The following is a 26,397-nucleotide window of genomic DNA, read 5'->3' on the forward strand; positions in this document are numbered from 1 at the left end:
TCATATGGCTCAGGTCAATCACGGTCCCCTGCTCAGAAAGCTGGCCCTGGTGGTGCTTGTCATGTTCGGGTTCGCCTTTGCACTGGTGCCGCTGTATGACGTCTTCTGCAGGATCACCGGTCTCAACGGCAAGACCGCCGTACAGCCGGCAACGACCGAGCGGGCGGTGATCGACAGCAAACGGACCATTCAGGTGGAGTTCCTTGCCCACGCGGACACCCGGATGCCGTGGCAGTTCAGCGGCGAAACGGCGCGGTTGTCGGTGCGCCCGGGCGAAATGAAGTTGGTCAATTATCGGGTGTTCAATCCCACCGATCGCACCATGATTGGTCAGGCAGTGCCGTCAGTCTCGCCCGGTCCCGCCGCCGCCTATTTGAAGAAAGTGGAGTGCTTTTGCTTCAACCGTCAGGAGTTGCAGGCGGGGGAGAGCAAGCTGATGCCGCTCAAGTTTTATGTCGACCCCGATTTGCCCGACAACATAAACACCATCACGCTCTCCTATTCACTCTATGAGATCACTCAGTCCACCCCAGCCCCGACGCTGGCGCAGAGGAAATAATCATGGCCAAAGTGAACCAGACGTATTACGTCCCTGATCAGAGCCGCTGGCCCATCATAGGGGCCGTTGCCCTGTTTTTCCTGGCTTTCGGGGCGGGGCATCTGGTCAATGAGGTGGCGAGCAAGCAGGCCGGGGTCGGCCGGTATTTGATGATGGCTGGCGTTGCCTTGCTGGTCTTCATGCTGTTTGGCTGGTTTCGTCACATCATCCAGGAGTCCATGACCGGGCTCTACAGCGCCCAGATGGATCGCTCCTTCCGGCAAGGCATGGTTTGGTTCATCTTCTCCGAGGTGATGTTCTTCCTGGCCTTCTTCGGAGTGCTGTTCTATGCCCGCCAGCTTGCCATGCCCTGGCTGGACGGCGCGGGCAACAAGGCGATGACGGCCCAGTTGCTGTGGCCGGATTTCTCGGCGCACTGGCCCATGGTCAAGACCCCGGGAGGGACCACGACCCAGGCCATGCCCTGGCACGGTATCCCCCTCATCAATACCCTGATCCTGCTCGGATCCTCCGTCACCCTGCTGTTTGCTCATACCGGGCTGGAGAATGGAAAGCGCAGTCGCCTCAAGGGGATGCTGCTTGTGACCGTGCTGCTCGGGTTGGCGTTCCTGTGGCTGCAAGGCTATGAATACCTGCATGCGTACCGGGATCTGGGGCTGCGACTGGACTCCGGCATCTACGGCAATACCTTCTTCATCCTGACCGGATTCCATGGCTTGCATGTCACCCTGGGGACTGTGTTCCTGCTGATCATATGGCTGCGGATAGTGCTGAAGGATCACTTCACCGCCGAGCGCAACTTCGCCTTCCAGGCCGCGGCCTGGTACTGGCACTTCGTCGACGTGGTCTGGCTCTGCCTCTTCGTGTTCGTCTACCTGCTCTGAGGTCGGGATCAGTAAGGGCGCGGGTTGGGCTCCAGCCAGCCCATCATCAGGGAGAGCAGCAGGATGACGACCACCAGCAGGGAAAAGAACACCCGACGCCCCAGCGGGGCGGACATCTTCTGGGGATGACCCGTGGTCATCATCAACCAGAGGGCATGAAACAGCTGCCCAATGATGAGCAACAGCATCAGTACCAGCACTATCTTGATCAACATGTTGGAGCCCTCCGTTATATGCGTGACATGGCTACATGGGATAAGCGGCGACCATGGCATCACAGGCGCTGGATCGTACTGATGTTCACTCTGGTTGTGACGGCGGGTTTGTGCAAGCTGTCGCTCTGGCAGTGGCAGCGGGGGATGGAGAAAGAGGCCTGGCTGGGGCGGATGGCGGTGGCGCAGCAGGTGGCGCCAATGACGCTTGCCCGGCTCGACTGGCGCAACCTTGAGTCACTGGATGGCCTGTCACTGGGAGGGGAGGTCGAATGGGTGTCCCCTCATGTCTGGTTGCTGGACAACCAGGCTGTGGCGGGCGAGATCGGCTACGACGTCATCATACCGGTACGCGCCGGTGATGCCCGTCCCCTGCTGCTGGTCAATCTGGGCTGGGTGCCTGCACCCGCCAGCCGGCAGCAGCTGCCAAGGCCCATCATCCCGGCAACTCTGGAGCTCGACGGTCTGCTGCGCACGGCCCCCGGCGGCGTCTTGCTGGGTCAGAACATCGAGTCCGGCCCCTATCCTAACCGGCTGCAGTCCATCAGGGTGGATGCCCTGAGCGAGATCCTCGGCTCGCCCCTCGCTGACGCTGTGTTTTATCAAAGGCAGACTCCCTTCCTCCACCACTACCAGCCAAATGTCATGCCGCCCGAGAAGCACAGGGCGTATGCAGTGCAATGGCTTGGGCTGGCGCTGGTGATGCTGGTGGGGGGGCTGGTGCTGACAAGGAGGTTGTCTCCATGAACTCATGGTCAAGATGGAAGGTGCCTGTCCTCTTTGGGCTGGTGATACTGCTGCCTGTGGTACTGGCCGCGCTGACCCTGAGGCAGGGTTGGTATGAACCCGGTACTCGCAACAAGGGGGCCTGGTTGGATCAGGAGGTCTATCTGTTGCAGCCGCTCCCGCCCCATCAGAACCAATGGCGACTGGTCTATCTGGCCGCCCGGCGTTGTGAGGCGCAATGCCAGCAGGTGCCCGAGTTGATGTCGCGGATCCAAAGCGCCCTTGGCCGCAATCTGGACAAGCTGGATCTGGTGCAACTGACCGATGCGCCGCCGCGCGGAGCGAACGGAGCCGTGCGGGCGGGCGATATGATGCTGGTGGACTCGCAAGGGCTGGCCATCCTGCGCTACGAGGTGCCGGCCAGCACGGCGGCGTGGCCGCTGCTTGGCAAGGCCGTGCTGTCGGATCTGCAGCAACTGCTCAAGTATCAGCGAGGTGTGCAATGAACACGCACCTGAGGCCAGTGTCGTGTGTCCTGTTGTCATCATCCGGGTACAAGCGTCAGCGGGGGGGCGTATGAATATACAGAAGAGGCTGGCATCGATAGCCATCGCACTGGCTGTGCTGGTCATCGTGCTCGGTGCCTATACCCGGCTGACGGATGCCGGGCTGGCCTGCCCCGATTGGCCCGGTTGTTACGGCTCCATGGCCGTTCCCCAATCCGTGCATATGGAGCGGGCGGCCCAGCTCTACCCGGATACGCCGCTGGAGCCTCACAAGGCGCGCAGCGAGATGGTGCACCGCTATTTCGCCGGTGTGCTGGGTGGTGTGATTGCGTTGCTGTTCGTGCTGAGCTGGCGCGCTGGCGGTCGTCTGCGCCACCTCTCGGGGGCCTTGCTGGTGCTGGTGGTTGGGCAGGCGGCGCTGGGCATGTGGACGGTGACGCTGGCGCTGCACCCTCTGGTGGTGACCACCCATCTGCTGGGTGGGTTCGCCATCCTGACCCTGCTCTGGCTCTATCGGGTCGAGCTTACGCGCTCCCCCGCGAACGCGCCCGTCTGCCGCGGTCAGGGCTTGCCCTGGCTGGGCAATGCGGCCTGCGGCGTGCTGCTGCTGCAGATAGCTCTGGGGGGCTGGACGTCGGCTAACTATGCGGCCATGGCCTGCGTCGAGCTGCCTCTCTGCCAGGGGAGCTGGCAGGCGCAGCTGAACTGGGAGGAGGCCTTTCATCTGCCGCTCGGCCACGCCAGCTATGAGTTCGGGGTGCTGAGCAAGGAGGCGCGCCAGACCATCCATATCGCCCATCGTCTGGGAGCCCTTGCCACCGCCCTGCTGGTGGGAGGCTTTGCCCTCGCCCTGATCCGTCAGGGGGCCCTGTTGCGCTTCCTGGGGGGGCTCTTGCTGGCCCTGCTGCTCGTGCAAATTGCCTTGGGGCTGGCGAACGTCCATCTGGCCCTGCCGTTGGCCAACGCCCTCGCACACAACCTGGTGGCGGCGCACCTGCTGGTGTGTTGTGTGCTGGCCCGTGGACGGCTCTCCCGCCCCCGGCTTTCCCCTTCGCTGTCGCCTGAGGCGATCAGGAGTCAGACATGAACAGCAAGCCCTTGGCCCGCTTCATCGACACCCGGCTGCTGCGGGACTACTACCAGCTGACCAAGCCCAAGGTGGTGGCCTTGCTGCTGCTGACCGCCTGGGTCGGCATGCTGCTGGCCGAGCCGACCCAGGCCTCCCTGGACGAGATGGTGCTGGGGCTGGTGGGGATAGGGCTGCTGGCTGCTGGGGCCGCGGCCATGAATCACTCTCTGGATCACGGCATCGATGCCCAGATGCGCAGAACGCGCTGGCGACCGGTCGCCATGGGGCGGATTGGGCCTAAGTCTGCGATGGCGTTTGCGCTCTGGCTGGCGTTGACGGGCTTTGTCCTGCTTTATCGGGGCGTGAATCCCCTGACCGCCTGGCTGACTTTGGCCAGCCTGTTTGGCTATGCGGTCGTCTATACCCTGTTGCTGAAACGGGCCACGCCACAGAACATCGTCATCGGCGGGCTGGCGGGCGCCATGCCGCCGCTGCTGGGCTGGACCAGCATCACGGGACAGCTCTCGGCCGAGCCCTGGTTGCTGGTGATGATCATCTTCACCTGGACGCCGCCCCACTTCTGGTCCCTGGCCATCCACAGACGGGATGACTATGCCGGCGCGAACATTCCCATGCTGCCCGTCACCCACGGCATAGCGTTCACCAAGACGGCTATCCTGCTCTATCTGCTGATCCTGACCCTGGTCTGCCTGCTGCCCTACCTGATCGGCATGTCCGGGCTGCTCTATCTTATCGGCAGCCTGGCGCTGAACCTCGGGTTCTGCTGGCATGGCTGGTTTCTGAAGTATTCGGATCGTCCCGGCCAGGCGATGCGCACCTTCCGCTTCTCCATCTATCACCTGATGTTGCTGTTTGGTCTGCTTGTTCTGGACCACCACTGGCTGTGGCGGCTGTCATAGGGGGGGAGGTATCTGGCAGGGGATTTGGGTAGTGGTTTGCACATTCAGGCTGGCCCCGGGGCCAGCCTGAATCATGTTCAGAGCTTGACCATGATGTGGCGCGGCACTGTGTAATCCTCCAGCGCGTAGAGGGAGAGATCCTTGCCGTAGCCGGACATCTTCATGCCGCCGTGGGGCATCTCCGAGGTGAGCATGAAGTGGGTGTTGATCCAGGTGCAGCCATATTGCAGGTGGCTGGCCACTTTGCTGGCGAGGCTCAGATCCCGGGTCCAGACCGAGCTGGCGAGACCGTAGTCCGAGTCGTTGGCCCACTGCACCACCTGTTCGGCGTCGCCAAAGCGGGTCACCGACACCACGGGGCCGAACACCTCCCGGCGCACGATCTCATCCTCCTGGCGGGCATGGGCTATCAGGGTCGGCTCGAAGAAGAAGCCGTTGCCGGGGCGGATCTTGCCACCCGCCGTCACCTCCACGTGACCGCTGCTCTGGGCCCGCTCCACGAAGCTCGCCACCCGGTTGCGCTGCCGGTCCGAGATAAGCGGCCCCATCTCCACCCCCTCCTCGCGCGGACCGCCCACCTTGATGGAGGCGACCGCTTCGGTCATGGCGGCGACAAACTTGTCGTAGATCTTGCCCTGGGCATAGATGCGGCAGGCGGCGGTGCAATCCTGGCCGGCGTTGTAGAAGCCGAAGGTGCGAATGCCGGCCACCACGGCTTCCAGATCCGCATCGTCGAAGATGATCACCGGCGCCTTGCCCCCCAGCTCCAGGTGGGTGCGCTTCATGGTGCGGGCGGCGCTCTGCAGGATCTTCTGGCCGGTGGCGATGTCACCGGTGAGCGACACCATGCGCACCAGTGGGTGCTCCACCAGCGGCGCCCCCACGCTCTCGCCCCGGCCGCAGACGATGTTGATGACGCCGCGCGGGAAGAGTTCGCTGGCGAGCTCCGCCAGGCGCAGGGCGGTGAGCGGGGTCTGTTCGGAGGGTTTGAGCACCACCGTATTGCCGGCGGCGAGCACGGGGGCCATCTTCCAGGCCGCCATCATCAGCGGATAGTTCCAGGGGGCAATGCTGCCCACCACCCCTATGGGGTCCCGGCGGATCATGCTGGTGTGCCCCTCGATGTACTCCCCCGCCAGTGGCCCCTGCAGGCAGCGGGCCGCGCCGGCGAAGAAGCGGAAGCAGTCCACCACCGCCGGCAGCTCGTCATTGAGCACCGCCAGATAGGGTTTGCCGCAGTTGAGGGATTCGAGCGCCGCAAACTCCTCGGCGTGGCGCTCGATGGCATCGGCCAGGCGCAGCAGCAGGGTACTGCGCTGGGCTGGGGTGGTGCGGCTCCACTGGGCGAAGGCGCGCTGGGCGCCGTTCACCGCCCGGTTCACTTGCTCGAACGAGGCTTCGGGGACAGAGGCGAGCAGCTCCCCGGTAGCCGGGTTGAGGATGGGCTCGGCCTGGCCGTCACCGGTCACGAACTGGCCGTCGATCAAGAGTTGGGTAGAGAATTTCATGGTTGCATCCTTGCGCAGGCGTTGAGTCATTATTTGCCACTGCCGGCGACGTCCTGGCCGTCGCGGGTGAGGTAGTAGGCAAGCAGAATGGGAATGGTGGTCACGGCCACTATGATGAGGGCCACCACGTTGGTGACGGGCCTGTCACGGGGGCGGATCAGCTCCTGATACATCCAGATGGGCAGCGTGGTCTGCTGGCCCGCGGTGAAGGTGGTGACTATCACCTCGTCAAAGCTGAGGGCAAAGGCCAGCATGCCCCCCGCCAGCAGCGCGGTGGCGAGGTTGGGCAGGATCACGTAGCGCAGGGTCTGGAAGCCGTCGGCCCCGAGATCCATGGACGCCTCTATGAGGGACTGATGGGTGCGGCGAAAGCGCGCCAGGGCATTGTTGTAGACCACCACCACGCAGAAGGTGGCGTGGCCTATGACTATGGTCCAGAAGCTGAACGGGATCTCCATCAGGCCGTAGGCGGAGCGCAGCGCTATGCCGGTGACAATGCCGGGCAGGGCGATGGGCAGCACCAGCAAGAGCGACACCACCTCCTGGCCGAAGAAACGGCTGCGGGCGATGGCCCCTGCCGCCAGGGTGCCGAGCACCATGGCGGCCAGGGTCGCCAGCCCCGCCACCTCAAGCGACAGCTGGATGGCGCGCCACACATCGGGGCGGTTCAGGGTCACCTCGAACCACTTGAGGGTGAGCCCGGGGGGCGGGAACTGGTAGCTCTTGCTCTCGCTGGTGAAGGCGTAGAGGAAGATGAACAGGATCGGGAAGTGCAGAAACAGCAGCCCGCCGATGGCGGCGTACTTGAGCAGGCCGGAAGGTTGCTGACTTTGGCGCATGGATTGATTAGAGCGCATCGAAGGCCCCCAGGCGTTTTGCGATCGCCAGATAGACGGCGATGATAAGGATGGGCACCAGGGAGAAGGCGGCGGCGAAGGGCAGGTTGCCCGCCGTGCCCTGCTGCATGTAGACCACCTGACCTATGTACATGGTCGAGTTGCCTATGATGCCGGGGATGATGTAGTCCCCGAGTGTCAGGGAGAAGGTGAAGATGGAGCCCGCCACCACGCCGGGCAGCGCCAGCGGCAGGATCAGGGTGCGGAAGGTCTGGGCCGGGGTCGCCCCCAGGTCGCTGCTCGCCTCCAAGAGGGAGCGCGGGATCCGCTCCACCGCCGCCTGGATGGGCAGGATCATGAAGGGGAGCCAGACGTAGACGAAGACGATGAAGGTGCCGAGCCGCGAAAACGAGAGCGAAGGGCCTCCGATCACCGGCAGGGAGAGGATGCCGTCCAGCAGCCACTCCAGCCCCAGGCTGTCCGCCAGCCAGCTCACCACCCCCTCCTTGGCCAGGATCAGCTTCCAGGCATAGACCCGCACCAGATAGCTGGACCAGAGCGGCAGCATGATGCCCACATAGAACAGCGCCCGGGTCTTGCCGCTGGTGTAGCGCGCCATGTAGTAGGCGATGGGGAAGCCGAGCAGGGCGCAGGCCAGGGTCACCAGCAGCGACATGCCGACGGTACGGCCGATGACGTCGAGGTTTTCCGGCCGCAGCAGGGCGATGAAATTTTGCAGCCCCAGCTCGTGGCGCACCTGACCGCTGAACTCGTCCAGCCCGAAGAAGGCGTTGGAGAGCAGCATCAGCAGGGAGCCCACATAGATGATGCCGAGCCACAGCAGGGGCGGTCCCAGCAGTATCCCCAGCAGCAGGCCGGGACGGCCGTAGAGCAGGGTGGAGAGGCGCCGCAGCGGCCGCAAGCGTGCAGGTTCGATGGCGTGGCTCATGGCTAGACTCGCACTGTGGGGGAGGCTCATGGCTGAGCCCCCGATCCTGAGGCGCTCAGGCGGTGGATGGCCTGCTCAGGCCAGCTGAGGCTGACCCGGGCACCACGGGCCAGGCGGGCCTGCCCCTCGTTGGGATGGTTGACGATAAGCTCGAGCTGCTCACCGAGATCGACCCGGTAGCGCACGAAGGGGCCGAGGTACTCCACTTCGCGCACCTCCCCTGACCAGCCCGGCATGCCGGCCTCGCCGAGCCGGATCCGCTCCGGGCGCACCATCATCTGGTGTGCATCGCCGCACAGGCGTTTGGCCTGCGCCCCTTCGAACAGGTTGACTGTGCCGACAAAGCGGGCCACAAACGGCGTCGCCGGGGCATCGTAGATGGTATCCGGCGCGGCAATCTGCTCGATCTTGCCCTGATTGAAGATGCAGATGCGGTCGCTCATGGAGAGCGCCTCCTGCTGATCGTGGGTGACGAAGATGAAGGTGATGCCGAGCTGGCGCTGCAAGGCCTTGAGTTCGAGCTGCATCTGCTCGCGCAGCTTGAGGTCGAGCGCCCCGAGCGGTTCGTCCAGCAGCAGGATACGCGGCTGGTTGATGAGGGCCCGGGCGATGGCGATGCGCTGGCGCTGGCCGCCGGAGAGCTGGCCCGGTTTGCGGTTGCCGACACCGGGCAGGCGCACCAGCTCCAGCATCTCCTCCACCTTGCGGTGGCGCTCTGCCCTGGGCACTCCCCTGATCATCAGGCCGTAGCCGATGTTGTCCCGCACATCCATGTTGGGAAACAGGGCGTAGTCCTGAAACACGGTATTGAGGTTGCGATCATAGGGCGGCACCCGGGAGCAGGGCTCGCCGAACAGGCGGATCTCCCCCTCGCTCGGGTACTCGAAGCCCGCGATCATCCGTAGGCAGGTGGTCTTGCCGGAACCGCTCGGCCCCAGCAGGGTGAAAAATTCTCCGGACGGGATCTGGAAGGAGATGTCGTCGACCGCCTTCACCTCGCCATAGTGGCGGCTGACCCGGTCAAATTGTACGGCTGTCATGGTACGTCCTTGTCACTAGAGGTGCGGGCCGGACTCCTGTCCGGCCCGCTGGGTTGCGCGCAGTCAACTCAAGCTCAGCGGCCACCCAGGATGGCGATATAGTCGGACACCCAGCGATAGTAGGGCACGCAAGTCCCCTGGCTCTTGCACTGGGAGACGGGGGTGCGCCAGAAGTGCACCTTGTCGAAGTTCTCTATACCGTTGGTCTTGCAGCCCTCTTTGCCCAGCAGGGCATTGCCCTCGCAGGCGGCGGGCACCACGGGCACGGAGCCGAACCAGGAGGCGAGATCCCCCTGCAGCTTGTTGTTGAGGGAGTGTTCCAGCCACTGGTAGGCACAGGTGAGGTGCTTGGCTTCGCTGTGCACCATGCTGGTGTCGGCCCAGCCGGTGACGCCCTCTTTGGGCACAGTGGTGGCGATGGGCTGCTTGTCGGCGATCAGGGCATTGGCCTGGAAGGGCCAGGAGCCGGAGGCCACCACCCCCTCGTTCTTGAAGTCATCTATCTGGACGAAGGCATCGTGCCAGTAGCGCCCCACCAGCTGGCGCTGCTTGCGTAGCAGATCGAGGGAGGCCTTGTACTGCTCCTCGTTCAGCTCGTAAGGATCCTTGATGCCGAGCGCCGGCTGGTGGGTCATCAGATAGAGGGCGGCATCGGCGATGTGGATGGGGCCGTCGAACGCCTGCACCCGCCCCTTGTTGGACTTGCCGTCCGGCAGGGTCTGCTCCTCGAACACCACGCCCCAGGAGTCGGGCGCCTTGGGGAAGACCTTGGTGTTGTACATCAGGATGTTGCCGCCCCACTGGTAGGGGACGCCGTAGTGCTTGCCCTCCACAGTGTGCCAGGGGGCATTCTGCAGGCGGGGGTCTATCTTGCTGTAGCTCGGGATGAGCGCCAGATTGAGCGGTTGCACCTTGCCCCCCGCGATGAGGCGCAGGCTGGCGTCGCCGGAGGCGGTCACCAGATCGAAGCCCCCCTCGTTCATCAGCGCCACCATTTCGTCCGAGGTGGCGGCCGTCTTGACGCTGACCTTGCAGCCGGTCTCCTTCTCGAAGCCGGTCACCCAGTCGTAGTTCTTGTCGGTCTCGCCACGCTCCACGTAGCCTGCCCAGGCCACGATATTGAGCTGGCCTTCACCCTTGCCGAGCTCGGTCGGGGCGGCCTGGGTCTGGCCTGCCAGCAGGGCGGGGATCAGGGCCAGGGTCAGGGGGGTCAGTTTCATCTTGCTCTCCTTGCATGATCTGGAGCCATGCGATACCGCAATGGCGATTAACATCCTGTTAACCAGTCATGAGCGTAGGAGAAGGCAGTGGTAATGAGAATTTCAATTTTTAACGCCAGAGGTATCTGCCAAATCTATATCGAGTGCAGATGAATCTTATTTTGGTGGCGGCGCGACGATCACCCAGAGGGCGCTGGCTAGCGGGAGGCTGGCTGGCGGGCCCGCAGCCGGCTCTGATCCCGCGCTATGTCGATGAACTCGCGGGCGGTCCAGTCGAGCCGCGAGCCGCGGCGCCACACCAGGCCGATGTCGATGGCAGGGATGGGTTCCTTGATGGGGCGGGCCTCCACCCGCTCCTGCTCCAGCGACCAGGGGCGATAGGCAAAGTCCGGCAGCAGGGCGACCCCGAGCTGGCTCGCGACCAGGCTGCGCACCGCCTCTACCGAGGCGGTGCGCAGCACAGTGCGGGGGGAGATGCCGTAGCGGCGCAGGCCGGCCCCGATGATCTGATCCAGCTGATCGGCGGTGAGGGAGATCATGGGCTCGTCACCCAATGCCTTGAGGGAGAGGGTCGATTCCGCGCAGAGGGGGTGATTGGCGGCGAGCCAGAGCCGCAGGGGGGATCGGGTCAGCAGCTCGGTATCGAACGCCTCCTGGCGTATGGTGCGGTTGGTCATCAGTATCCCCACGTCCACCTCGCCGTTGACGATCTGATGCTCCAGAAACGGCTGCTCGTCCTCCTTCACCTCGATGCGCACCGCCGGAAAGGCGCGGCGAAAGCGGCCTATGGCCTCCGACAGGTAGTAGCCGGCTACCAGCGTCGTCACCCCTATGGTGAGCTGCCCCTGATCCTGCTGGGCCACCGCCTTGAGGGACTGGCCGGCTTCGGTCATGGCGCCGAGAATGCGCCTGGCATGGAGCAGGAACTGGTGGCCCTGGGCCGTCAGGGTGACGCCACGCGGGTTGCGCTCGAACAGGGCGGCGCCGAGCTCGGTCTCCAGCTCGCGGATGGCGCTGGTGACCGCCGACTGGGAGATGTGCAGTTCGGCGGCGGCGCGGCTCACGGAGAAGCTGTCGGCCACGGCCACGAAGTAACGGATCTGGCGAAAGGTAAAATTCATCTGGGCATCCTGCCACGGGCGACGAGGTTGGCTGCCAGCTTAACCCCGAACTTCCCCCAAGCAAAAGGCGCCGTGATGGCGCCTTTATCATTATTTTTCCTGCTGTTAGCGGGAGCTGGCCGCCTCTATCACCGGCACCCGGCTCACCGCCTTGCCCAGATAGGCGAGGGTGATGGTCACTATGATGCAGGTGAAGCTGAGCCACATGTAGGGCAGGTAGTCGAGGGTGGTCACCCCCAGTACCCCGGCCATGAAGATGCCGTTGTCGCTCCAGGGCACCATGCCGCAGGTGAGGGTGCCGCCGAACTCGGCGTTGCGGGAGAGGTTCTTGCGCGCCAGTCCCAGCCGATCGTAGTTCTTGGCCATGATCTTGGGGGTCAGGATCAGGGACACATACATGGCGGAGCCGAACACGTTGGCCAGGAAGGCGGTGCCTATGGTGTGGCTGGTCAGGCTGCCGACGCTGTTGATGCGCTTCTCGAAGGCGCTGGCGATCACCGCCAGTATGCCGACCTTCTCCAGCAGGCCGCCAAAGCCTAAGCCGAAGATGATGACGGCCACCGAGCCCAGCATGGACTCCATGCCGCCGCGACCCAGGATGTTGTCGATGAAGTCGACGCCTGAGGTGATGGCGAACGGGCTGTAGGCGGAATGCATCGCCTTGACCGGGTCCATGTCCTGGAAGGCGATGGCCCAGACAAGGCCGAGCAGGGCGCCGAAGCTGATCACCGGGAAGGCGGGTTTGCGGTTCGCCAGCAGGCCCAGCACCAGGATCACCGGTACTATGGCCAGCGGCGTGATGTTGAACTGCTTGTCGAGGGCCTCCATCACCAGATTGACCTGCTCCAGGCTGACGTTGCCGGAGTATTGCATGCCGACCACGGTGAACAGGGCCGCCGTGATGACGTAGGAGAAGAGGCTGATGGGCAGCATCCCCTTGATGTGCTCCACCACGTCGACGTTGGACATGGTCGACGCCAGCACCACGGAGTCGGAGAGGGGGGAGAGCTTGTCACCGAAGTAGACGCCGGAGAGCACGGCACCGGCCACCAGGGGGGCAGGGACGCCCAGGCTGTGGCCTATGCCCATCATGGCGATCCCCGCCGTGGCGGCAGAGCCCCAGGAGGTGCCGGTAGCCAGCGAGGTGAGGGAGCAGATGATCAGGGTCGCCAGCAGGAAGATGGAGGGGTGTATCACCTTGAGGCCGAAGTAGATGATGCTGGGGACTATGCCGCCGGCGATCCAGGTGCCCACCAGGGCACCGACGGAGACCAGTATCAATATGGCCCCCATCCCCTTGGCGACGCCGTCGACGGCCGCCTGCTCCAGGGACTTGTAATCATGGCCTAGCCGGATGCCGAGCCCCATGATGACGAACCAGGCGATGAACAGTGCCAGCTGGATCGGCAGATCGAGCACGCTGGTGAACGAAAAGGCCAGGGCCAGGAAAATGGCCAGACAGGCAAAGACCTGCGCCATGCCAGGCAATCGGATGTGGTTTTGTTGGTTTTGCATAGATACTTCCTAAACTCTTGCTCGCCAAGGTCGGTCCCTCTCGTCCTGTGGATACACGTATCCCGAGGGGCCGGCCCAAAAAGAGGCCGCAATCTACCACAAACCCGGGGCGCAAAATCCCAACTTATTTAGCAAAAATGCATTAATGTTTGATAAATCTACTCATTAGTTGATCTCATCGGCACTTTTTTTGAATATCAGGCCGAGGCAGGGCAAATAGCCAAAACCCATAGAGAAGTCCGATTGCACTCTCCACAATCACAAACGATAATCGTTATCGTTTGGTTCTGTGGGTAGCATCATCATGATCTGGATAGTGCGGTGTCTCTTGCTGGCAGCCTTGCTGGCGGTGTTGGGCTGGGGCCAGGACAAGGCATACGGCCTGTGGAGTCTGGGCTTCTTGCTGGCCGCCTGGGTCATGCTGGAACCCAGGCTGAGGCCGGCGCTGATCCTGCTGCCGGTCGCGGGCATGACGGGGGTCGTCACCCTGCTCTGGCAGCAAAGCTGGCTATAGGAGCCGTTCAGCGGGAAGGGACGGCCTGGATCTTGTCGTAGGCCAGGCGCAGTGAGGTCATGACCTTCTGCTCCATCTCGGTGCGTTCGACATCCGTGGTGAAGTAGATCATGTCGACGTTGTGGCGTATGTAGTGAGAGGGGAGCTGGTTCAGGGTCAGGCAGCAGAGATCGGCCAGCTGGTAGGGGGTCAGTGTCTGGTTAAGCCCTTGTTTTTCTATCTCTTTGAGCACCAGATGCTCATAGAAGTTGTGAATGTCGGTATCCAGGATCATGGGAAAACCCCTGTGGTGGCGTGGCATCCTCAACAGCATAGCCATGGCAGGGGCAAAAACAAAAGGCCCGTCACTTTCGTGATGGGCCTTTTTGCATGATGAATGGTGCGAAGAGAGGGACTCGAACCCTCACATCCGTGGGACACTAACACCTGAAGCTAGCGCGTCTACCAATTCCGCCACCTTCGCACACTGATTTTCTCCAGCTGGTTTTTAAATGCGGTTGGAGCGCATTGCTCTGTGTTTACATGTCAGAATCATGGTGCGAAGAGAGGGACTCGAACCCTCACACCCGGGGGGCACTAACACCTGAAGCTAGCGCGTCTACCAATTCCGCCACCTTCGCACATTCGGGTTATCAGTCTGGATTTACATGCTGTCTGATAAAAGCATGGTGCGAAGAGAGGGACTCGAACCCTCACATCCGTGGGACACTAACACCTGAAGCTAGCGCGTCTACCAATTCCGCCACCTTCGCACATTGTCATCAATCTTGTTTTACATGCCATCGATGAAGCATGTTGCAGTATGGTGCGAAGAGAGGGACTCGAACCCTCACATCCGTGGGACACTAACACCTGAAGCTAGCGCGTCTACCAATTCCGCCACCTTCGCATCACTGCGGTGGGGGATTCTATAGAGTTTTGGGGGGGCGTCAACAGCCAAAGGGGACTTTTTTCGCTGTTGACGGATAAAGCCGTATCAAGGGCACAAAACTTCAGCAATCTGGGTCACGCCGGGGCCAGTGCGTCCTGATACATCTGCTCGTACAGGGGGACGGAGTCGGCCCAGTCGAAGCGGGTGTGCATGGCATTTTGCTGCACGCGGGCAAACCGCTCGGGTTCCTGCAGGTAGTGGAGCAGGCTGCGGCGCATGGCATCGAGCAGGGTGCTGGCGGTGGGATCGTTGAAGCAGAAGCCGGTCGCCCTGGCGGGATCGGCATCCCAGTCCACCACAGTATCCTTGAGTCCGCCGACGGCTCTCACCAGCGGCAGGGTGCCATAGGCCAGGCTGTACATCTGGTTGAGGCCGCAGGGCTCGAACAGGGAGGGCATCAGGAAGAAGTCGGCGCCGGCTTCCACCAGGTGGGCCAGACGGTCGTCATAGGCGTTGATGAAGGCGAACCTGTCGGGATGTTGCTGGGCTATGGTCTGCAGCTGGGCGGCGAGGGAGGGATCGCCGGAACCCACTATCACCACCTGCACCTGGTGCTGCAGGAACTTGTCCAGCGCCGGGATCAGCAGGTGCACCCCCTTCTGCTCGGTCAGACGACACACCATGCCATAGATGGGCAAGTTGCCGACGGGCAGCCCCGTCTCCTGCTGCAGGACCCGTTTACAGGTGTGTTTGCCGGCCAGGTGGTCGGCGTCATAGGTGGCGGGCAGCAGGGGATCGAAGGCGGGATCCCAATCCTGATAGTCACAACCGTTGAGGATGCCGCGCAAGTCGCTCGCCCGTTGCTGGAACACGCTGGCCATGCCGTGAGCCCCCAGGTGCGTCAGCAGCTCGCTGGCGTAGTTGGGGCTGACCGCATTGATCTTGTCCGCATAGAGCACACCACACTTGAGCAGGTTGATGTGACCGTAGTCGTAGTTGATGCGCTGCTCGTAGTCCTGGATCTCCGGCACGGCCCAGAACTGCTGGCGATCGAACACCCCCTGGAAGGCCGCATTGTGGATGCTGATGACAGACCGGGTGCGCTGGAAGAAGGGATTTTGAGCGTGGCGCGTCTTGAGCAGCAGCGGCAGCAGGCCGGTGTGCCAGTCGTTGCAGTGGACTATGTCAGGGGCGAAGTTCAGCTGCTCGCAGGCGTGCAGGGCCGCCGCCGCCAGGAAGGCGAAACGCTCGCCGTTGTCGGGATAGGCCTGATTGTTCTCGGCATAGAGCTGGGGCCGCTCGAAATAGGGCGGGCAGTCGAGCAGATAGACGCAGATCCCGTCCAGTTCCAGCTGATAGATGCGATAGCTGATGTCGTCCCGCCCCTGGGGGGTGGGCAACCAGCGCGAGGCGAGGAGGGTGGCTTCGTCCCGGCGCTTGAGCGTCTTGTAGAAGGGCAGGATGATGCGAACGTCGTGACCCTCCCGGGCGAGATGCTGCGGCAGGGCCTTGGCCACATCCGCCAGGCCCCCGGTCTTCACCAGCCCCTCAACCTCCGAGGCTACAAACAGGACTTTCAGTGGGTTAATAGCCAACTCTTGCTCCCTTAGGTACCACGACGATACCGCCTTCGGATACGGTAAATCGCTCTCTGTCATGGTCCAGATTCTCACCGATCACGGTGCCGGGTGCAATTTCAACGTTTTTGTCGATGATGGCGCGTCGAATTGAGCAGCCTTCACCTATTTTCACATCCCCGAGCAGCACGGATTCGCTGATGTGGCTGCAGGGGCCTATGTTGCAGCGGAAACCCAGGATGGAGCGCTGGATCTGGCTGCCCTGAATGAAGCAACCGCCGGAGATCAAGGAGTTGGCAATCTTGACCTTGCAGTCATCGGTGTCGATGAAGGTGGCGGGGGGCAGGGGCGGGTAGTGGGTGTGCAGCGGCCACTTGCGATTGTAGAGGGAGAAGGGGGCGTCGTCGGCCACCAGATCCATGTGTGCCTGCCAATACGAATCGAGGGTCCCCACATCGCGCCAGTAGACGTTGGGCTTCTCGCCCGGGATGACGTTGGTGCTGTAGTCGTAGACATAGACGGGGGCGCGGGGGAACAGGCTGGGGATGATGTCCTTGCCGAAATCGTGGCTGGAGTTCTCCTCGGCGGCATCGCGCTTGAGCTCGCGGTAGAGCGCTTCGGTTTCGAAGATGTAGTTGCCCATCGAGACCAGTGCCTGGGTGGGATCCCCGGGGATGGGCTTCGGATGCCTGGGTTTTTCTTCGAAGCCTATCATGCGCCCTTCCTGATCCACCTCTATCACCCCGAAGGCGCTCGCCTCCTCGATGGGCATGCGCAGGGCGGCGACGGTCAGGGCGGCGGCCTTCTGCTTGTGGAAGCTCACCATCTGGCTCACATCCATCTTGTAGATGTGGTCGGAGCCGAAGATGCAGACGTGCTCGGGGTCGGAGATCTCGATGAAGCGCAGGTTTTGATAGATGGCATCGGCGGTGCCGTCATACCAGCGTTTGCCCATCCGCATCTGGGCCGGAATGGGATCGATGAAGCGATCCGTGATGCCGACTATGTTCCAGCCCTTCTTCATGTGCAGGTAGAGAGACTGGGACTTGAACTGGGTAAGCACATAGATGCGCAGGAAGTCGGCGTTGACGAAGTTGTTGAGCACGAAGTCGATCAAGCGGTAGCTGCCACCAAAGGGGACAGAGGGCTTGCTGCGGGTGGTGGTCAGTGGCTGGAGTCGGGTTCCTTCGCCGCCTGCCAATATCATGGTGAGTATGCCTGCCATCGTATTTCTCTCCCTGAATTCATACCTTGAAAAGGTTTTCATGTTGCCGCGAAAAAAACACCCCTAAAGGGGTGGTAAACGTTTTCTTGGTACCTTAGCAGATCCCGTCTGGCACTCTCTACTTGTTTTATTACAACCGTTGCACTTATTTAGGCTTTGCTCAGATACACCTTGAATTTGCCATCGCCGGCGATCACTTCGGTTCGTTTGAAGTGCGTCTCCAGTATAGGTTGGTAACGCAGGAAGGCATTGGCGACTATGGTCAGGGCGCCATCGGCGGTCAGAAACTCGGGGGCTCTTGCCAGGAAGGTTTCGGTGGCGGCATAGAAGGTCTTGAGCCCGGCATGGAAGGGGGGATTCGAGACGATATGTTGGAATCTTTCGGCAATATCTGAATAGACATCAGAGGCATAGACCCGCCCGCTCAGGCCGTTGACCGCCAGGGTGCGGCGACTTGACTCCAGCGCCAGGGCGCTGATGTCCACCATGTTCACCGTCAGTGTCGGGTTGCGTTTGGCCAGGATGGAGCCGATGACGCCGGCGCCACAGCCAAAGTCGAGCAGCTTGCCCGTCATGGGGGGCAGGCTCGCCAGCAGCATCTGACTGCCGAGATCCAGCCCGTCGGCGCTGAAGACTCCCGGCAGAGCCATGACGGTCAGCTCGGTATCGCCGGCCTGGCACTCATAGCGGCTGAACCAGGCATCCAGCTCGAAGGGGGCGACCGGCTTGCCGAGCTCGCCATGATAGAGAGAGCAGCGGCGGGCGGAGTCGCGCTTTATCGGCTTCTCGCCATAGGGGGCCAGCAGCTTGTCGGCCCCGTTGATGCCGCCCCGGTTCTCGCCGGCGAGTAACAGATCGGCACCGCTTTCGAGCAGCGGCGCCATCATGGCCAGCAGATATTGCGCCTCGGCCTTGGCCTTGGGCATCAGCAGCAGCAGGGCATCGAAACGAGGGGCACCGCCGAGCTGGTGATCGAACAGGATGCGCTCACCCAGGGCTGCCTGCTGGCTCAGGAAATAGCAGTAGTCTGTGGTGAAGACCGTCAGGGAGTCGGCCAGCTCGGCCAGTTGACGAGGGTAATCATCTTCCAGGGCGCCACACACCAATAGCCGTTTGCCGACAAAGAGGGCTTGATTACGTTCCAGCATCTGGCTGACGGCACTGACAGGACGGCTCATTGGGACTCTCCACGCTTTTTTGGGCGGCCATTATACATGGCCGCTTTCGCCTTGACATTTATGCTGTGTTCCCGAAATATGCCCAGACACCTTATTTATCCAGAGATGATGCAATGCGGTCATGCGTATCGAAACGAAAGCATAAACACAGCCTGACATTCGGGCCTGCTGGCGTGCGCGCGTAACCTCTCATCTCTGAGACGATTCAAGCCCCGGTAGCGACCCCCGTACCGGGGCTTTTTATTGACCAATCCATCTGTTTAGGAGAAGGAAATCCCATGTTTCAAGGTTCGATAGTTGCCCTGATCACCCCATTTCGACAGGGCCAGCTGGACGAGGCCGCACTGGCTCGCCTGGTGGAGTGGCACATAGAGCAGGGGACCCATGGCATAGTGCCGGTCGGTACCACGGGGGAGAGCCCGACCCTGACCCACGACGAGCATTGCCGGGTGGTGGAGCTGGTGGTCAAGCAGGTGGCGGGACGGATCCCCGTCATCGCAGGCGCGGGGTCCAACAACCCGGTCGAAGCCATCGAATACACCCGTTTCGCCGAGCAGATGGGGGCGGATGCCACCCTGCATGTGGCCGGTTACTACAACCGCCCGAATCAGGAAGGCTTGTTCCACCACTTCAAGGCGGTCCATGACGCCACCACCAAGCCCATCATCGTTTACAACATTCCGCCCCGCGCCATCGTCGATGTGCAGCCGGCGACCCTGGCCCGTCTCGCCGAGTTGCCGCGCATCGCCGGCGTGAAGGATGCCACCGGCGATCTGGCCCGCCCCTGGACCGAGCGCCAGCTCATCAAGAAGCCCTTCGCCTGGCTCTCCGGTGAAGATGCCACCGCCGTCGCTTACAACATCGGCGGTGGTCAGGGCTGCATCTCGGTGACCGCCAACGTGGCCCCCAAGCTGGTGGCCGAGGTCCAGAACCTGACCCTGGCCGGCGAGTGGCAGGCCGCCCGCGAGCTGCAGGACAAGCTGATCCCGCTGCATCAGGCCATGTTCGCCGAGCCGAGCCCGGCGGGCGCCAAATACGCGGTCTCCCTGCTGGGACTGTGCAGCGAGGAGTGCCGTCTGCCGGTGATGCCGCTGTCTGACGCCACCCGCGAGCGGATCCGCGCCGCCATGCAGGCATTGAATCTGTTGTAAAAACTGGGCTCTGGATCTCGCTTTTGACTGCCAGGTCAATTAATGGCCAGGCTTTGCCGATATACTCGCTTGGATACAACCAAGGATGATTTGGCATGCAAGAATGGGATCCGGAGCACTTCACCAGTTTTGAACATCTCTGTGAAGTGACCTTGGCCGCGGTCAGAGAAAAGACCGAGGCCGAGCAGATCTATCTGTGGCTGCGGGCGCCGACGCCCCAGCTCTATCACTACAGGCCCGAGCAGGGCTTGCTCTGTCTGAGCGCCGACCTGCTCAGCTCCCTCGACCTGCCCCTCCTCTTCATAGAGCGCTCCCTCGATCTCGGCCAGTTGCTGGTGGAGCCCATCGCGCCGACCAGCGCCATCTGGGAGAGCGTCGAGCCTGAGGTCCCGCGCCTGCGTGCCTGCTTCCCGCTCAAACGCCACAAGGGGCTGGAGGCCGTGGTCTATCTGGAAACCCGGCGTCGCCTCGATCGCCTGCCAAGGCGCCAGCAGCAGAGCATACAGCTACTGATGCACTACCTCGCCGCCGAGCTGGAGAGCCGGCGGCTCGCCGGTCAGGTCGATCTGGAGCGGGATCAGCGGATCCATACCCAGGCCGACCTCGTCCGCAGCCAGGCCCTGCAGGACTCCTTCCTCAGCATGCTGCAGGCGCTGCACCAGGTGGGGGTCAAGCTGTCGCGCTGTGACAGCGAGGATCGCCTGCTGCACGATGCCGTGGTGCTGGCGCGCCAGGAGCTGCAGTTCGATCGCATCGCCATCTTCCTGACGGACAGTGAATTCAAGACCATGCACGGGACCTGGGGCACCAACGAGGCGGGCGAGCTCATCGACGAGCGCCATTTCATCAGCGCCATTCCGGATCACCCCACGGTGCAGGAGGCGCTGCGCCGCAAGGACTATGTGCTGGTGCTGGAAGATACTCCGCTCTACTACGAGAAGCAGGAGGTGGGGCGGGGCTGGAATGCCATGGTGTCGCTCTGGGACGGGGGCACCCCCATCGGCTGGATCGCCGCCGACAACCTGCTCTGGCGGCGCCCGCTCAAGGCGTATCAGAGCGAGATCTTCAAGCAGTATGCCGCCGTGCTCTCCCAGTTGCTGATCCGCCAGCGCACCCAGGCGGCGCTCGAGCGCTTCAACCGTGACCTGGAACTGCGGGTGCAGGAGCGGACCCGGCAGCTGGCCGACACCAACCGGGCGCTGGAGGAGGCCAACCGGCGTCTCTCCCTGCTGTCGCTGGAGGATCCCCTGACCGGGATCGCCAACCGCCGTCAATGGGACATCACCATGGAGCGGGAGTGGGAGCGGGCGCGTCGCCATCAGGGGATCTTGGCGGTGCTGATGATAGATGTGGACGAGTTCAAGTCCTACAACGACCACTTCGGTCACGGCAAGGGGGATCAGTGCCTGCAACGGGTTGCGGCCCTGCTGCAGGAGACGGAGCGGCGGCGCACCAATCTGGTGGCCCGCTATGGCGGGGAGGAGTTCGTGATCCTGCTGTGCGCCCCGCAACCCGGGGAGGCGGAGCGACTGGCAGAGCAGATCCACCAGGGACTGGAAGCCCTGCAGATCTCCCATCCGGCCTCCCGGGTGGCGACCATGCTCACCGTCAGCATCGGCTTCAGCTATCTCATCCCCTCCTCGGACAAGGGGTGGCAGACCCTGACCGAACAGGCGGATCAGGCGCTCTATCACGCCAAGTCGCAGGGGCGGGCCTGTACCCTGGCCTATCGCTGACCCGGGCCTGCTTCTCTCACCTTCACCGCTGCCTCAGGGCGGCGGCCCTCTTGCCCGGCATAAATGTGGTCGCAAGCGTTTCTCGCCCTTTGATGCGTGGCGATGATCCCCGGGTCTGGCTAGAATGGGGGCCCATTTTTCACAGACAGATCCTGCACCATGACCCTATCCGGATTTCAAGGCCTGGTCTTCGACCTCGATGGCACCCTGGTGGACTCCATGCCCCTGCACCTGGCCGCCTGGGAGCATACCGCCCGCGAGTTTGGCTTTCAGTTCGATGCCGACTGGTTTTATGAGCTGGGTGGCATGCCCAGTCGCAAGATAGCCTTGCTGGTGGCCGAGGTGCAGCAGATCGCGCTGGATCCCCTGGTGGTGACGCGCTGCAAGACGGAGCACTACGTGGCCAACCTGCACAAGGCGACCCCCTTCCCGGCCATGCTGGATCTGGTCAGGCGCCATCACGGCCTCATTCCCATGGGGATAGGCACGGGCTCACCCCGCATCAATGCCGAGGCGGTGCTGCGCAATACCGGGCTGGATCGCTACTTCTCCGTGGTGGTGACCGCCGACGATGTGGAGCTGCACAAACCCCACCCGGATACCTTCCTGCTGGTGGCACGGCGACTCGGGGTCGTGCCTGAGGGCTGTCTGGTGTTCGAGGACACTGGCATAGGGGCGCAGGCCGGTGAGGCCGCGGGCATGCAGGTGTGCATGGTCAAGGAAGGGAAGCCGGTCGGATTGACCTACTGAGCAAACGGGCTGGCCGTCGAGGGCGCCTGGGGGAGAAGACCCACTCTCATACGGGACAGGCATGACATGAGAGTGGGGATGCGCGTCGTCACCGATTGACGCAGCGGCAAGCTCAGAGTCAGGAGGAGGCGAGCATCACTGCTCGCTGCTACCGCCCTGATTGTCGTCATAACGGCTCGGACCGCCGTGGGGGCGCGGGGCCATGGAGACCCGTGGCTTGCGGGCGCGCTGGATGCTGACCTGGGGGCGGCCGGAGTGCATGGCGATGGTGGAGATCTTGGCCTTGTAGACCAGTTGCTGATTGCCATGGGCATCGGTCAACAGCACGCTGTACTGGTCGAAGCCACTGATGGTCCCCTCCAGCTTGATGCCGCTCACCAGGAAGATGGCGACCTGACTGCGGTTCTTGCGCAACCAGTTGAGGGCAGAATCTTGCCCGTTCCCAAGGGAGAAAGCCTGCTCGATGGTGGAGTAGCTTGGGGATTCAGTTGTCATAAATTATTGTCCCGCGGAAAAAAGTGGCGTTTGATTGTGCTAAATGGTCACAGGCTTGTCAAAGTCATTCTCACCCCGTCGCCAAAGCATCGGTGAACGGGGGCTGCGGTGTGGTGGCTTGCGCAAATCTGCAGATAAATATGCCCTCTTCCCATGATGCCGGGTCGGGCTATGTCACAAGCCCCCCCTTTTCAGGCCATGGGCTATGCCCATCTATCTCCCGTCCCTTAAGGCTCTGTACATGAACAGGGCTGGTGGTTAGCGGCGGTGGCTGCAATAATTGGCGCCTCTGGCCGTTCGCGGCCTCATGCTGGGGTCCTATCTTGCATCCGGTTTCACACCAACACCCAATTACCTATACCCATGACGCGACCGCGTGCGAAGAGTGTGACCTGCTGGTGCCGGCCACCGAGCTGGCCGTGGGGGAGACGAGCAGTTGTCCACGTTGTGGTCATACCCTGAGTGCGCACCTGCCGCAGCAGGAACGCAGGCCCATCGCCTACGGCTTTGCGGCGCTCATCATGTTCGTGCTCTCCAACGCCTTCACCTTCATGTCCTTCTCGGCCAAGGGGGTGGGGCAGGAGATGACCTTCCTGCAGTGCATCACCACCCTGGTGGATCAGGGCTATCTGTTTCTGGGGGCCGTGCTGAGCCTGACCCTGATCGGCCTGCCACTGGTCTATATCGGCTCCATCATGCTGGTGCTGTGGCGGCTCGACAAGGATCTGCACAGCAATGCCCTGCGCTCCCTCGGTCGACTGCTGTGCCGGATCAAGCCCTGGCTGATGGTGGATGTATTCCTCATCGGTGTGCTCATCTCCCTGGTCAAGCTGATGGGCATGGCGGACGTCAAGATGGGGCTGTCGTTCTGGGCCTTCGTGGGCTACACGGTGCTGCTGATCAAGATGATCTCGTCCCTGGACCGGATGTGGCTGTGGCAGCGGCTGTTCGGCCCGACCGAGGCGAGGGAGCTGGATCCCGAGGCCAGCGCCCTGGCGTGCGGGCTGGTGGGTTGCCACATCTGCGGCGCGCTCAATGACGGCGATGCCCACAGCTGTTCCCGTTGCGGCGATCGTCTGCATCACCGCAAGCCGGGCGGCCTGAACCGCACCTGGGCACTGCTCATCACCTCGGTGATCCTCTATATTCCTGCCAACCTCTATCCCATCATGGACACCGTCTTTCTGGGGGACGACAGCCCCTCGACCATCATGGGTGGGGTGGTGCTGCTCTGGGCCATGGGTTCATACCCCATAGCCGCGGTGATCTTCTTCGCCAGCGTGGTGGTGCCCCTGGTGAAGATACTGGCACTGCTGTGGCTCTGCTATATGGTGCAGCGCGGCCGGGTCGGTTCTCCCCTTGGCAAGCTCAAGCTCTATCGCATGACCGAATTTGTGGGGCGTTGGTCGATGATCGACGTCTTCGTGGTGGCCATATTGGCTGGCCTCATCCGGCTCGATAATCTGATGACCATCTACCCGGGCCCCGCGGCCATTGCTTTTGCCGGGGTCGTTTTGATCACCATGGTGGCCGCCATGAGTTTCGATTCCCGCCTGATCTGGGATTTACAACAAGGAGAGCGCGAACGTGAGTGAGCGTAAGACGAGGTGGAAACCGGGCTCTGACTTTATGAGCTCGGCCGCCGCTATCTGGATGGTGCCGCTGCTGGCGCTGTTCATCGGAGTCTGGATGCTGTTCCAGCACTGGTATTCACAAGGCCCCAGTTTTACCCTGACGGTCGCCACCGCCGAGGGCATAGTGGCGGGCAAGACGGTGATCCGCTCCCGCGAGGTGGAAGTGGGTCGCATCGAGGCGGTGGAGCTCAGCGATGACTACAGCCATGCGGTGCTCAAGGCCCGTCTGACCAATGCCGCCGCCGGCATGCTCAAGAAGGACAGTCAGTTCTGGGTGGTCAAACCCAGGGTCGGGCGGGAGGGGGTGTCGGGTCTTGGCACCCTGCTCTCCGGGGCCTACATCGAACTCGCCCCGGGCAAGAAGGGCAAGGCGCGCGGTGAATACGCCATGCTGGACAAGCCCCCGCTCGCCTCGGTGGACGCCAAGGGGCTGAGGCTCTCCCTCAGCAGCCGCGATGCGCGTGCCCTGGGGATCGGCTCCCCCATCAGCTATCAGGGCTTCACCATAGGCCAGATAGAGGAGGCCAAGTTCCTGCCCGAGAAGAGCGAGATGCAGTACCAGCTCTTCATCAATGCCCCCTACGACATCCTGGTGAGCAGCAACTCCCGTTTCTGGCTGACCCCGGGCTTCGAGGTCTCCATGAGCAGCGAGGGGATGAAGGTGAAGATGGATTCGCTCGAGAGCCTGCTGGACGGCGGCATCACCATGGGGCTGCCACCGGGCTGGACACCCGGTGAGCCGGTCAAGCAGATGGACAGCTTCACCCTGTTCCAGGACGAGGCGAGCGTGCTGGCCGGTAGCCTGGATCAGTTCATCGACTACGTCTTCCTGTTCGAGGACAACGTGGGTGGCCTGCACCCCGGGGCGGCGGTGCAGTATCGCGGCATCCGGGTCGGCACCGTCATCTCTGCCCCCTACCTCATCGACGACAAGGGGGTGCAGATCTTCAAGAGCCGGCAGATCCCCGTGCTGGCCCGCATCGAGGTACAGCGCCTCTCCCATCGCTACGCCAATGCGGAGCGGGAGCAGTGGCGGGCCCTGTTCAGCAAGCAGTTCAAGGAGGGATTGCGGGCCAGCCTCAAGACGTCCAGTCTGCTGACCGGCGGCAAGGTGGTGGATCTCAACTTCTATCCGGATGCCCCCGCCTATGAGCCCATCAAGCTGGCAGGCTATCAGGTGTTCCCGACCGTGCAGGCCGGGCTGGATCAGATAGAGCGCAAGGTGAACCTCATCCTCGACAAGTTCGTCGACATGGACATGGCCACCACGCTGACGCAGGTGAATACCACCCTGGCGACCCTGGACAAGACCCTCAAGCACATCAAGGCGGTGAGTGCCAATCTGGAGCAGTTCACCGGTCAGCGTTCGACCCAGCAGTTGCCCGAGTCACTCAACCAGAGTCTCAAGCAGTTGCAGGAGACGTTGCAGACCTATGATGCCGGTTCCCAGACCAACCAGGAGCTGCGTCAGTCGGTGCAGTCTCTCAATCAGCTGATGGGGGAGTTGCAACCCCTGGTCCATTCCCTGAACGAGCAGCCCAGTTCGCTGATCTTCGACCGCTCCCGTCCCCAGGATCCTGAGCCCAAGCGAGGAAAATGATGAAAAAACGGATGATGACCCTGGCCTTGCTGGGCCTGCTGGCAGGATGCAGCGCCGCCCCGACGGCACTGCACTACTACTCGCTGGATGCGGAGAACCCGCAGTCGAACGGCATCACGGCGCAGCCCCGGCACCAGTTGGTGCTGCATCCCGTCGTCCTCTCTGGCCAGCTGGATCGGATGAGTCTGGTCTATCAGCTGGAGGGCAAGGAGCTGCACTTTGCCGAGTACCATCGCTGGGCGGGTTCACTGGATGCCCAGCTGAACCAGCTTACCTTGAATGGCCTCTCCAGCAGACTGCCGGGCTGGGTGATACGGCAGGACGGGGCCCGCAAGGGGCCCGTGCTGACCATCTCGGTCGAACGCTTCCAGGGGCGGCACGATGGTCGCGCCCTGCTGAGCGGCCGCTGGCGCTTGCTGACGGAGGAGGGGGTGGTGCTGCGGGACGTGCCCTTCCAGCAGGAGCGGGTCTTGCCGGCCGATGGGTATGGCGTTCTGGTCGACGAACTGGGACAGGGCTGGCAGCAACTGCTCGATCAGATAGCGGCGGATGTGCGTACCCGCGGCTGAACGGGACAATGAAAAACGGGAGGCCCAGGCCT

Annotated in this window: 26 protein-coding genes and 4 tRNA genes; 13 read left to right on the forward strand and 17 right to left on the reverse strand. The window is 62.6% G+C overall.

The annotated features are described in order from the left end of the window. The first annotated feature begins 4 nt into the window (after positions 1 to 4). Both AC1IN8_RS12760 and AC1IN8_RS12765 read left to right on the forward strand, forming a co-directional pair. The gene (locus tag AC1IN8_RS12760) at positions 5 to 559 is read left to right on the forward strand and encodes a cytochrome c oxidase assembly protein (RefSeq protein WP_479758992.1); all 555 of its coding nucleotides are present in this window, start codon (positions 5 to 7) and stop codon (positions 557 to 559) included. Between the two features lie 2 nt (positions 560 to 561). After that, positions 562 to 1,443: a cytochrome c oxidase subunit 3 gene (locus tag AC1IN8_RS12765; protein WP_479758994.1), complete on the forward strand. Its 882-nt coding sequence runs from the start codon at positions 562 to 564 to the stop codon at positions 1,441 to 1,443. A gap of 8 nt (positions 1,444 to 1,451) precedes the next feature. On the opposite strand, the gene AC1IN8_RS12770 is transcribed toward AC1IN8_RS12765, so the two are convergent. Further along, complete coding sequence (locus tag AC1IN8_RS12770; protein ID WP_005330432.1) at positions 1,452 to 1,658, reverse strand: DUF2909 family protein; 207 nt, start codon at positions 1,656 to 1,658, stop codon at positions 1,452 to 1,454. A gap of 81 nt (positions 1,659 to 1,739) precedes the next feature. On the opposite strand from AC1IN8_RS12770, the gene AC1IN8_RS12775 reads away from it, so the two are divergent. The 4 genes from AC1IN8_RS12775 (at position 1,740) to cyoE (ending at position 4,876) form a co-directional block, all read left to right on the forward strand. Further along, positions 1,740 to 2,402 (forward strand): SURF1 family protein, encoded by a 663-nt coding sequence (locus AC1IN8_RS12775; protein WP_479758996.1) that lies wholly within the window; start codon positions 1,740 to 1,742, stop codon positions 2,400 to 2,402. Further along, positions 2,399 to 2,887 carry a hypothetical protein gene (locus AC1IN8_RS12780; RefSeq protein WP_205642536.1) on the forward strand — a complete coding sequence of 163 codons (489 nt, stop codon included), beginning with the start codon at positions 2,399 to 2,401 and terminating at the stop codon, positions 2,885 to 2,887. The genes AC1IN8_RS12775 and AC1IN8_RS12780 overlap by 4 nt, the downstream gene beginning before the upstream one ends. A 70-nt stretch (positions 2,888 to 2,957) precedes the next feature. Further along, complete coding sequence (locus AC1IN8_RS12785; RefSeq protein ID WP_479758998.1) at positions 2,958 to 3,974, forward strand: COX15/CtaA family protein; 1,017 nt, start codon at positions 2,958 to 2,960, stop codon at positions 3,972 to 3,974. Continuing rightward, complete coding sequence (gene cyoE, locus AC1IN8_RS12790) at positions 3,971 to 4,876, forward strand: heme o synthase (RefSeq protein ID WP_479759000.1); 906 nt, start codon at positions 3,971 to 3,973, stop codon at positions 4,874 to 4,876. Before AC1IN8_RS12785 ends, cyoE begins: the two co-directional genes overlap by 4 nt. Before the next feature lie 77 nt (positions 4,877 to 4,953). Here cyoE and AC1IN8_RS12795 read toward each other — a convergent pair whose 3' ends face one another. The 7 genes from AC1IN8_RS12795 to nhaC all read right to left on the reverse strand — a co-directional run bounded on the left by AC1IN8_RS12795 (position 4,954) and on the right by nhaC (position 13,065). Continuing rightward, a complete protein-coding gene (locus AC1IN8_RS12795; protein ID WP_479759001.1) occupies positions 4,954 to 6,384 on the reverse strand; it encodes a gamma-aminobutyraldehyde dehydrogenase in 1,431 nt (476 codons plus the stop codon). Positions 6,385 to 6,413: 29 nt separating this feature from the next. Then, positions 6,414 to 7,241: an ABC transporter permease gene (locus AC1IN8_RS12800; protein WP_162519092.1), complete on the reverse strand. Its 828-nt coding sequence runs from the start codon at positions 7,239 to 7,241 to the stop codon at positions 6,414 to 6,416. Continuing rightward, positions 7,231 to 8,199 (reverse strand): ABC transporter permease, encoded by a 969-nt coding sequence (locus tag AC1IN8_RS12805; protein WP_139433913.1) that lies wholly within the window; start codon positions 8,197 to 8,199, stop codon positions 7,231 to 7,233. The genes AC1IN8_RS12800 and AC1IN8_RS12805 overlap by 11 nt, the downstream gene beginning before the upstream one ends. Beyond that, the gene (locus AC1IN8_RS12810; protein WP_479759004.1) at positions 8,196 to 9,209 is read right to left on the reverse strand and encodes an ABC transporter ATP-binding protein; all 1,014 of its coding nucleotides are present in this window, start codon (positions 9,207 to 9,209) and stop codon (positions 8,196 to 8,198) included. The genes AC1IN8_RS12805 and AC1IN8_RS12810 overlap by 4 nt, the downstream gene beginning before the upstream one ends. Before the next feature lie 74 nt (positions 9,210 to 9,283). Next, positions 9,284 to 10,429 (reverse strand): ABC transporter substrate-binding protein, encoded by a 1,146-nt coding sequence (locus AC1IN8_RS12815; protein ID WP_371160787.1) that lies wholly within the window; start codon positions 10,427 to 10,429, stop codon positions 9,284 to 9,286. A 197-nt stretch (positions 10,430 to 10,626) separates the two neighbouring features. Continuing rightward, positions 10,627 to 11,550: a LysR family transcriptional regulator gene (locus tag AC1IN8_RS12820; RefSeq protein ID WP_025328378.1), complete on the reverse strand. Its 924-nt coding sequence runs from the start codon at positions 11,548 to 11,550 to the stop codon at positions 10,627 to 10,629. Between the two features lie 105 nt (positions 11,551 to 11,655). Beyond that, positions 11,656 to 13,065 (reverse strand): Na+/H+ antiporter NhaC, encoded by a 1,410-nt coding sequence (gene nhaC / locus AC1IN8_RS12825; RefSeq protein WP_479759007.1) that lies wholly within the window; start codon positions 13,063 to 13,065, stop codon positions 11,656 to 11,658. A gap of 304 nt (positions 13,066 to 13,369) precedes the next feature. On the opposite strand from nhaC, the gene AC1IN8_RS12830 reads away from it, so the two are divergent. Then, entirely contained in the window at positions 13,370 to 13,579 is a 210-nt protein-coding gene (locus tag AC1IN8_RS12830; RefSeq protein WP_041206801.1) for a hypothetical protein, read from the forward strand. Positions 13,580 to 13,586: 7 nt separating this feature from the next. On the opposite strand, the gene AC1IN8_RS12835 is transcribed toward AC1IN8_RS12830, so the two are convergent. From AC1IN8_RS12835 to rsmC, 8 genes are all read right to left on the reverse strand, one after another. Then, positions 13,587 to 13,853 carry a late competence development ComFB family protein gene (locus AC1IN8_RS12835; RefSeq protein ID WP_139433918.1) on the reverse strand — a complete coding sequence of 89 codons (267 nt, stop codon included), beginning with the start codon at positions 13,851 to 13,853 and terminating at the stop codon, positions 13,587 to 13,589. 103 nt (positions 13,854 to 13,956) lie between these two features. After that, positions 13,957 to 14,042 (reverse strand) — tRNA-Leu (locus AC1IN8_RS12840). A gap of 71 nt (positions 14,043 to 14,113) precedes the next feature. Continuing rightward, positions 14,114 to 14,199: transfer RNA gene (locus AC1IN8_RS12845), tRNA-Leu, on the reverse strand. A gap of 46 nt (positions 14,200 to 14,245) precedes the next feature. Continuing rightward, positions 14,246 to 14,331, reverse strand: a tRNA-Leu gene (locus AC1IN8_RS12850). Positions 14,332 to 14,382: 51 nt separating this feature from the next. Beyond that, positions 14,383 to 14,468 (reverse strand) — tRNA-Leu (locus AC1IN8_RS12855). A 116-nt stretch (positions 14,469 to 14,584) separates the two neighbouring features. Beyond that, positions 14,585 to 16,045 carry a glycogen synthase GlgA gene (glgA, locus tag AC1IN8_RS12860; RefSeq protein ID WP_479759009.1) on the reverse strand — a complete coding sequence of 487 codons (1,461 nt, stop codon included), beginning with the start codon at positions 16,043 to 16,045 and terminating at the stop codon, positions 14,585 to 14,587. Next, complete coding sequence (gene glgC / locus AC1IN8_RS12865; protein WP_005327542.1) at positions 16,035 to 17,252, reverse strand: glucose-1-phosphate adenylyltransferase; 1,218 nt, start codon at positions 17,250 to 17,252, stop codon at positions 16,035 to 16,037. Before glgC ends, glgA begins: the two co-directional genes overlap by 11 nt. Before the next feature lie 149 nt (positions 17,253 to 17,401). Next, complete coding sequence (gene rsmC / locus AC1IN8_RS12870; protein WP_265435190.1) at positions 17,402 to 18,430, reverse strand: 16S rRNA (guanine(1207)-N(2))-methyltransferase RsmC; 1,029 nt, start codon at positions 18,428 to 18,430, stop codon at positions 17,402 to 17,404. 278 nt (positions 18,431 to 18,708) lie between these two features. Between rsmC and dapA the strand changes: the two genes are divergently transcribed. The 3 genes from dapA (at position 18,709) to AC1IN8_RS12885 (ending at position 22,067) form a co-directional block, all read left to right on the forward strand. Then, entirely contained in the window at positions 18,709 to 19,581 is an 873-nt protein-coding gene (dapA, locus tag AC1IN8_RS12875) for a 4-hydroxy-tetrahydrodipicolinate synthase (protein ID WP_042648184.1), read from the forward strand. Positions 19,582 to 19,676: 95 nt separating this feature from the next. Beyond that, positions 19,677 to 21,317, forward strand: coding sequence for a GGDEF domain-containing protein (locus AC1IN8_RS12880; protein ID WP_479759011.1), 1,641 nt, complete (start codon positions 19,677 to 19,679; stop codon positions 21,315 to 21,317). Positions 21,318 to 21,476: 159 nt separating this feature from the next. Further along, a complete protein-coding gene (locus AC1IN8_RS12885) occupies positions 21,477 to 22,067 on the forward strand; it encodes an HAD family hydrolase (protein WP_479759013.1) in 591 nt (196 codons plus the stop codon). Between the two features lie 135 nt (positions 22,068 to 22,202). Here the strand turns inward: AC1IN8_RS12885 and hfq are convergent, their stop codons facing one another. Further along, positions 22,203 to 22,562, reverse strand: coding sequence for an RNA chaperone Hfq (hfq, locus tag AC1IN8_RS12890; RefSeq protein WP_005327536.1), 360 nt, complete (start codon positions 22,560 to 22,562; stop codon positions 22,203 to 22,205). Between the two features lie 323 nt (positions 22,563 to 22,885). On the opposite strand from hfq, the gene AC1IN8_RS12895 reads away from it, so the two are divergent. The 3 genes from AC1IN8_RS12895 to AC1IN8_RS12905 are packed head-to-tail and all read left to right on the forward strand — an operon-like array spanning position 22,886 to position 26,365. Continuing rightward, complete coding sequence (locus AC1IN8_RS12895; protein WP_139433923.1) at positions 22,886 to 24,157, forward strand: paraquat-inducible protein A; 1,272 nt, start codon at positions 22,886 to 22,888, stop codon at positions 24,155 to 24,157. Further along, a complete protein-coding gene (gene pqiB / locus AC1IN8_RS12900; RefSeq protein ID WP_171273185.1) occupies positions 24,150 to 25,796 on the forward strand; it encodes an intermembrane transport protein PqiB in 1,647 nt (548 codons plus the stop codon). The genes AC1IN8_RS12895 and pqiB overlap by 8 nt, the downstream gene beginning before the upstream one ends. Beyond that, the gene (locus tag AC1IN8_RS12905) at positions 25,796 to 26,365 is read left to right on the forward strand and encodes a PqiC family protein (protein ID WP_479759015.1); all 570 of its coding nucleotides are present in this window, start codon (positions 25,796 to 25,798) and stop codon (positions 26,363 to 26,365) included. The genes pqiB and AC1IN8_RS12905 overlap by 1 nt, the downstream gene beginning before the upstream one ends. The last annotated feature ends 32 nt before the right edge of the window (positions 26,366 to 26,397 follow it).

The organism is Aeromonas sp. 130281 (genome assembly GCF_056642115.1).

Coding starts and splice junctions, on each gene's coding strand:
- AC1IN8_RS12760 (WP_479758992.1), top strand. CDS start 5: ATGGCTCAGGTCAATCACGGTCCCCTGCTCAGAAAGCTGGCCCTGGTG.
- AC1IN8_RS12780 (WP_205642536.1), top strand. CDS start 2,399: ATGAACTCATGGTCAAGATGGAAGGTGCCTGTCCTCTTTGGGCTGGTG.
- AC1IN8_RS12810 (WP_479759004.1), bottom strand. CDS start 9,209: ATGACAGCCGTACAATTTGACCGGGTCAGCCGCCACTATGGCGAGGTG.
- AC1IN8_RS12775 (WP_479758996.1), top strand. CDS start 1,740: ATGTTCACTCTGGTTGTGACGGCGGGTTTGTGCAAGCTGTCGCTCTGG.
- AC1IN8_RS12770 (WP_005330432.1), bottom strand. CDS start 1,658: ATGTTGATCAAGATAGTGCTGGTACTGATGCTGTTGCTCATCATTGGG.
- AC1IN8_RS12800 (WP_162519092.1), bottom strand. CDS start 7,241: ATGCGCTCTAATCAATCCATGCGCCAAAGTCAGCAACCTTCCGGCCTG.
- AC1IN8_RS12805 (WP_139433913.1), bottom strand. CDS start 8,199: ATGAGCCTCCCCCACAGTGCGAGTCTAGCCATGAGCCACGCCATCGAA.
- nhaC (WP_479759007.1), bottom strand. CDS start 13,065: ATGCAAAACCAACAAAACCACATCCGATTGCCTGGCATGGCGCAGGTC.
- AC1IN8_RS12835 (WP_139433918.1), bottom strand. CDS start 13,853: ATGATCCTGGATACCGACATTCACAACTTCTATGAGCATCTGGTGCTC.
- glgC (WP_005327542.1), bottom strand. CDS start 17,252: ATGGCAGGCATACTCACCATGATATTGGCAGGCGGCGAAGGAACCCGA.
- AC1IN8_RS12905 (WP_479759015.1), top strand. CDS start 25,796: ATGAAAAAACGGATGATGACCCTGGCCTTGCTGGGCCTGCTGGCAGGA.
- AC1IN8_RS12815 (WP_371160787.1), bottom strand. CDS start 10,429: ATGAAACTGACCCCCCTGACCCTGGCCCTGATCCCCGCCCTGCTGGCA.
- AC1IN8_RS12765 (WP_479758994.1), top strand. CDS start 562: ATGGCCAAAGTGAACCAGACGTATTACGTCCCTGATCAGAGCCGCTGG.
- AC1IN8_RS12785 (WP_479758998.1), top strand. CDS start 2,958: ATGAATATACAGAAGAGGCTGGCATCGATAGCCATCGCACTGGCTGTG.
- AC1IN8_RS12795 (WP_479759001.1), bottom strand. CDS start 6,384: ATGAAATTCTCTACCCAACTCTTGATCGACGGCCAGTTCGTGACCGGT.
- AC1IN8_RS12830 (WP_041206801.1), top strand. CDS start 13,370: ATGATCTGGATAGTGCGGTGTCTCTTGCTGGCAGCCTTGCTGGCGGTG.
- AC1IN8_RS12885 (WP_479759013.1), top strand. CDS start 21,477: ATGACCCTATCCGGATTTCAAGGCCTGGTCTTCGACCTCGATGGCACC.
- hfq (WP_005327536.1), bottom strand. CDS start 22,562: ATGACAACTGAATCCCCAAGCTACTCCACCATCGAGCAGGCTTTCTCC.
- AC1IN8_RS12820 (WP_025328378.1), bottom strand. CDS start 11,550: ATGAATTTTACCTTTCGCCAGATCCGTTACTTCGTGGCCGTGGCCGAC.
- rsmC (WP_265435190.1), bottom strand. CDS start 18,430: ATGAGCCGTCCTGTCAGTGCCGTCAGCCAGATGCTGGAACGTAATCAA.
- dapA (WP_042648184.1), top strand. CDS start 18,709: ATGTTTCAAGGTTCGATAGTTGCCCTGATCACCCCATTTCGACAGGGC.
- cyoE (WP_479759000.1), top strand. CDS start 3,971: ATGAACAGCAAGCCCTTGGCCCGCTTCATCGACACCCGGCTGCTGCGG.
- AC1IN8_RS12880 (WP_479759011.1), top strand. CDS start 19,677: ATGCAAGAATGGGATCCGGAGCACTTCACCAGTTTTGAACATCTCTGT.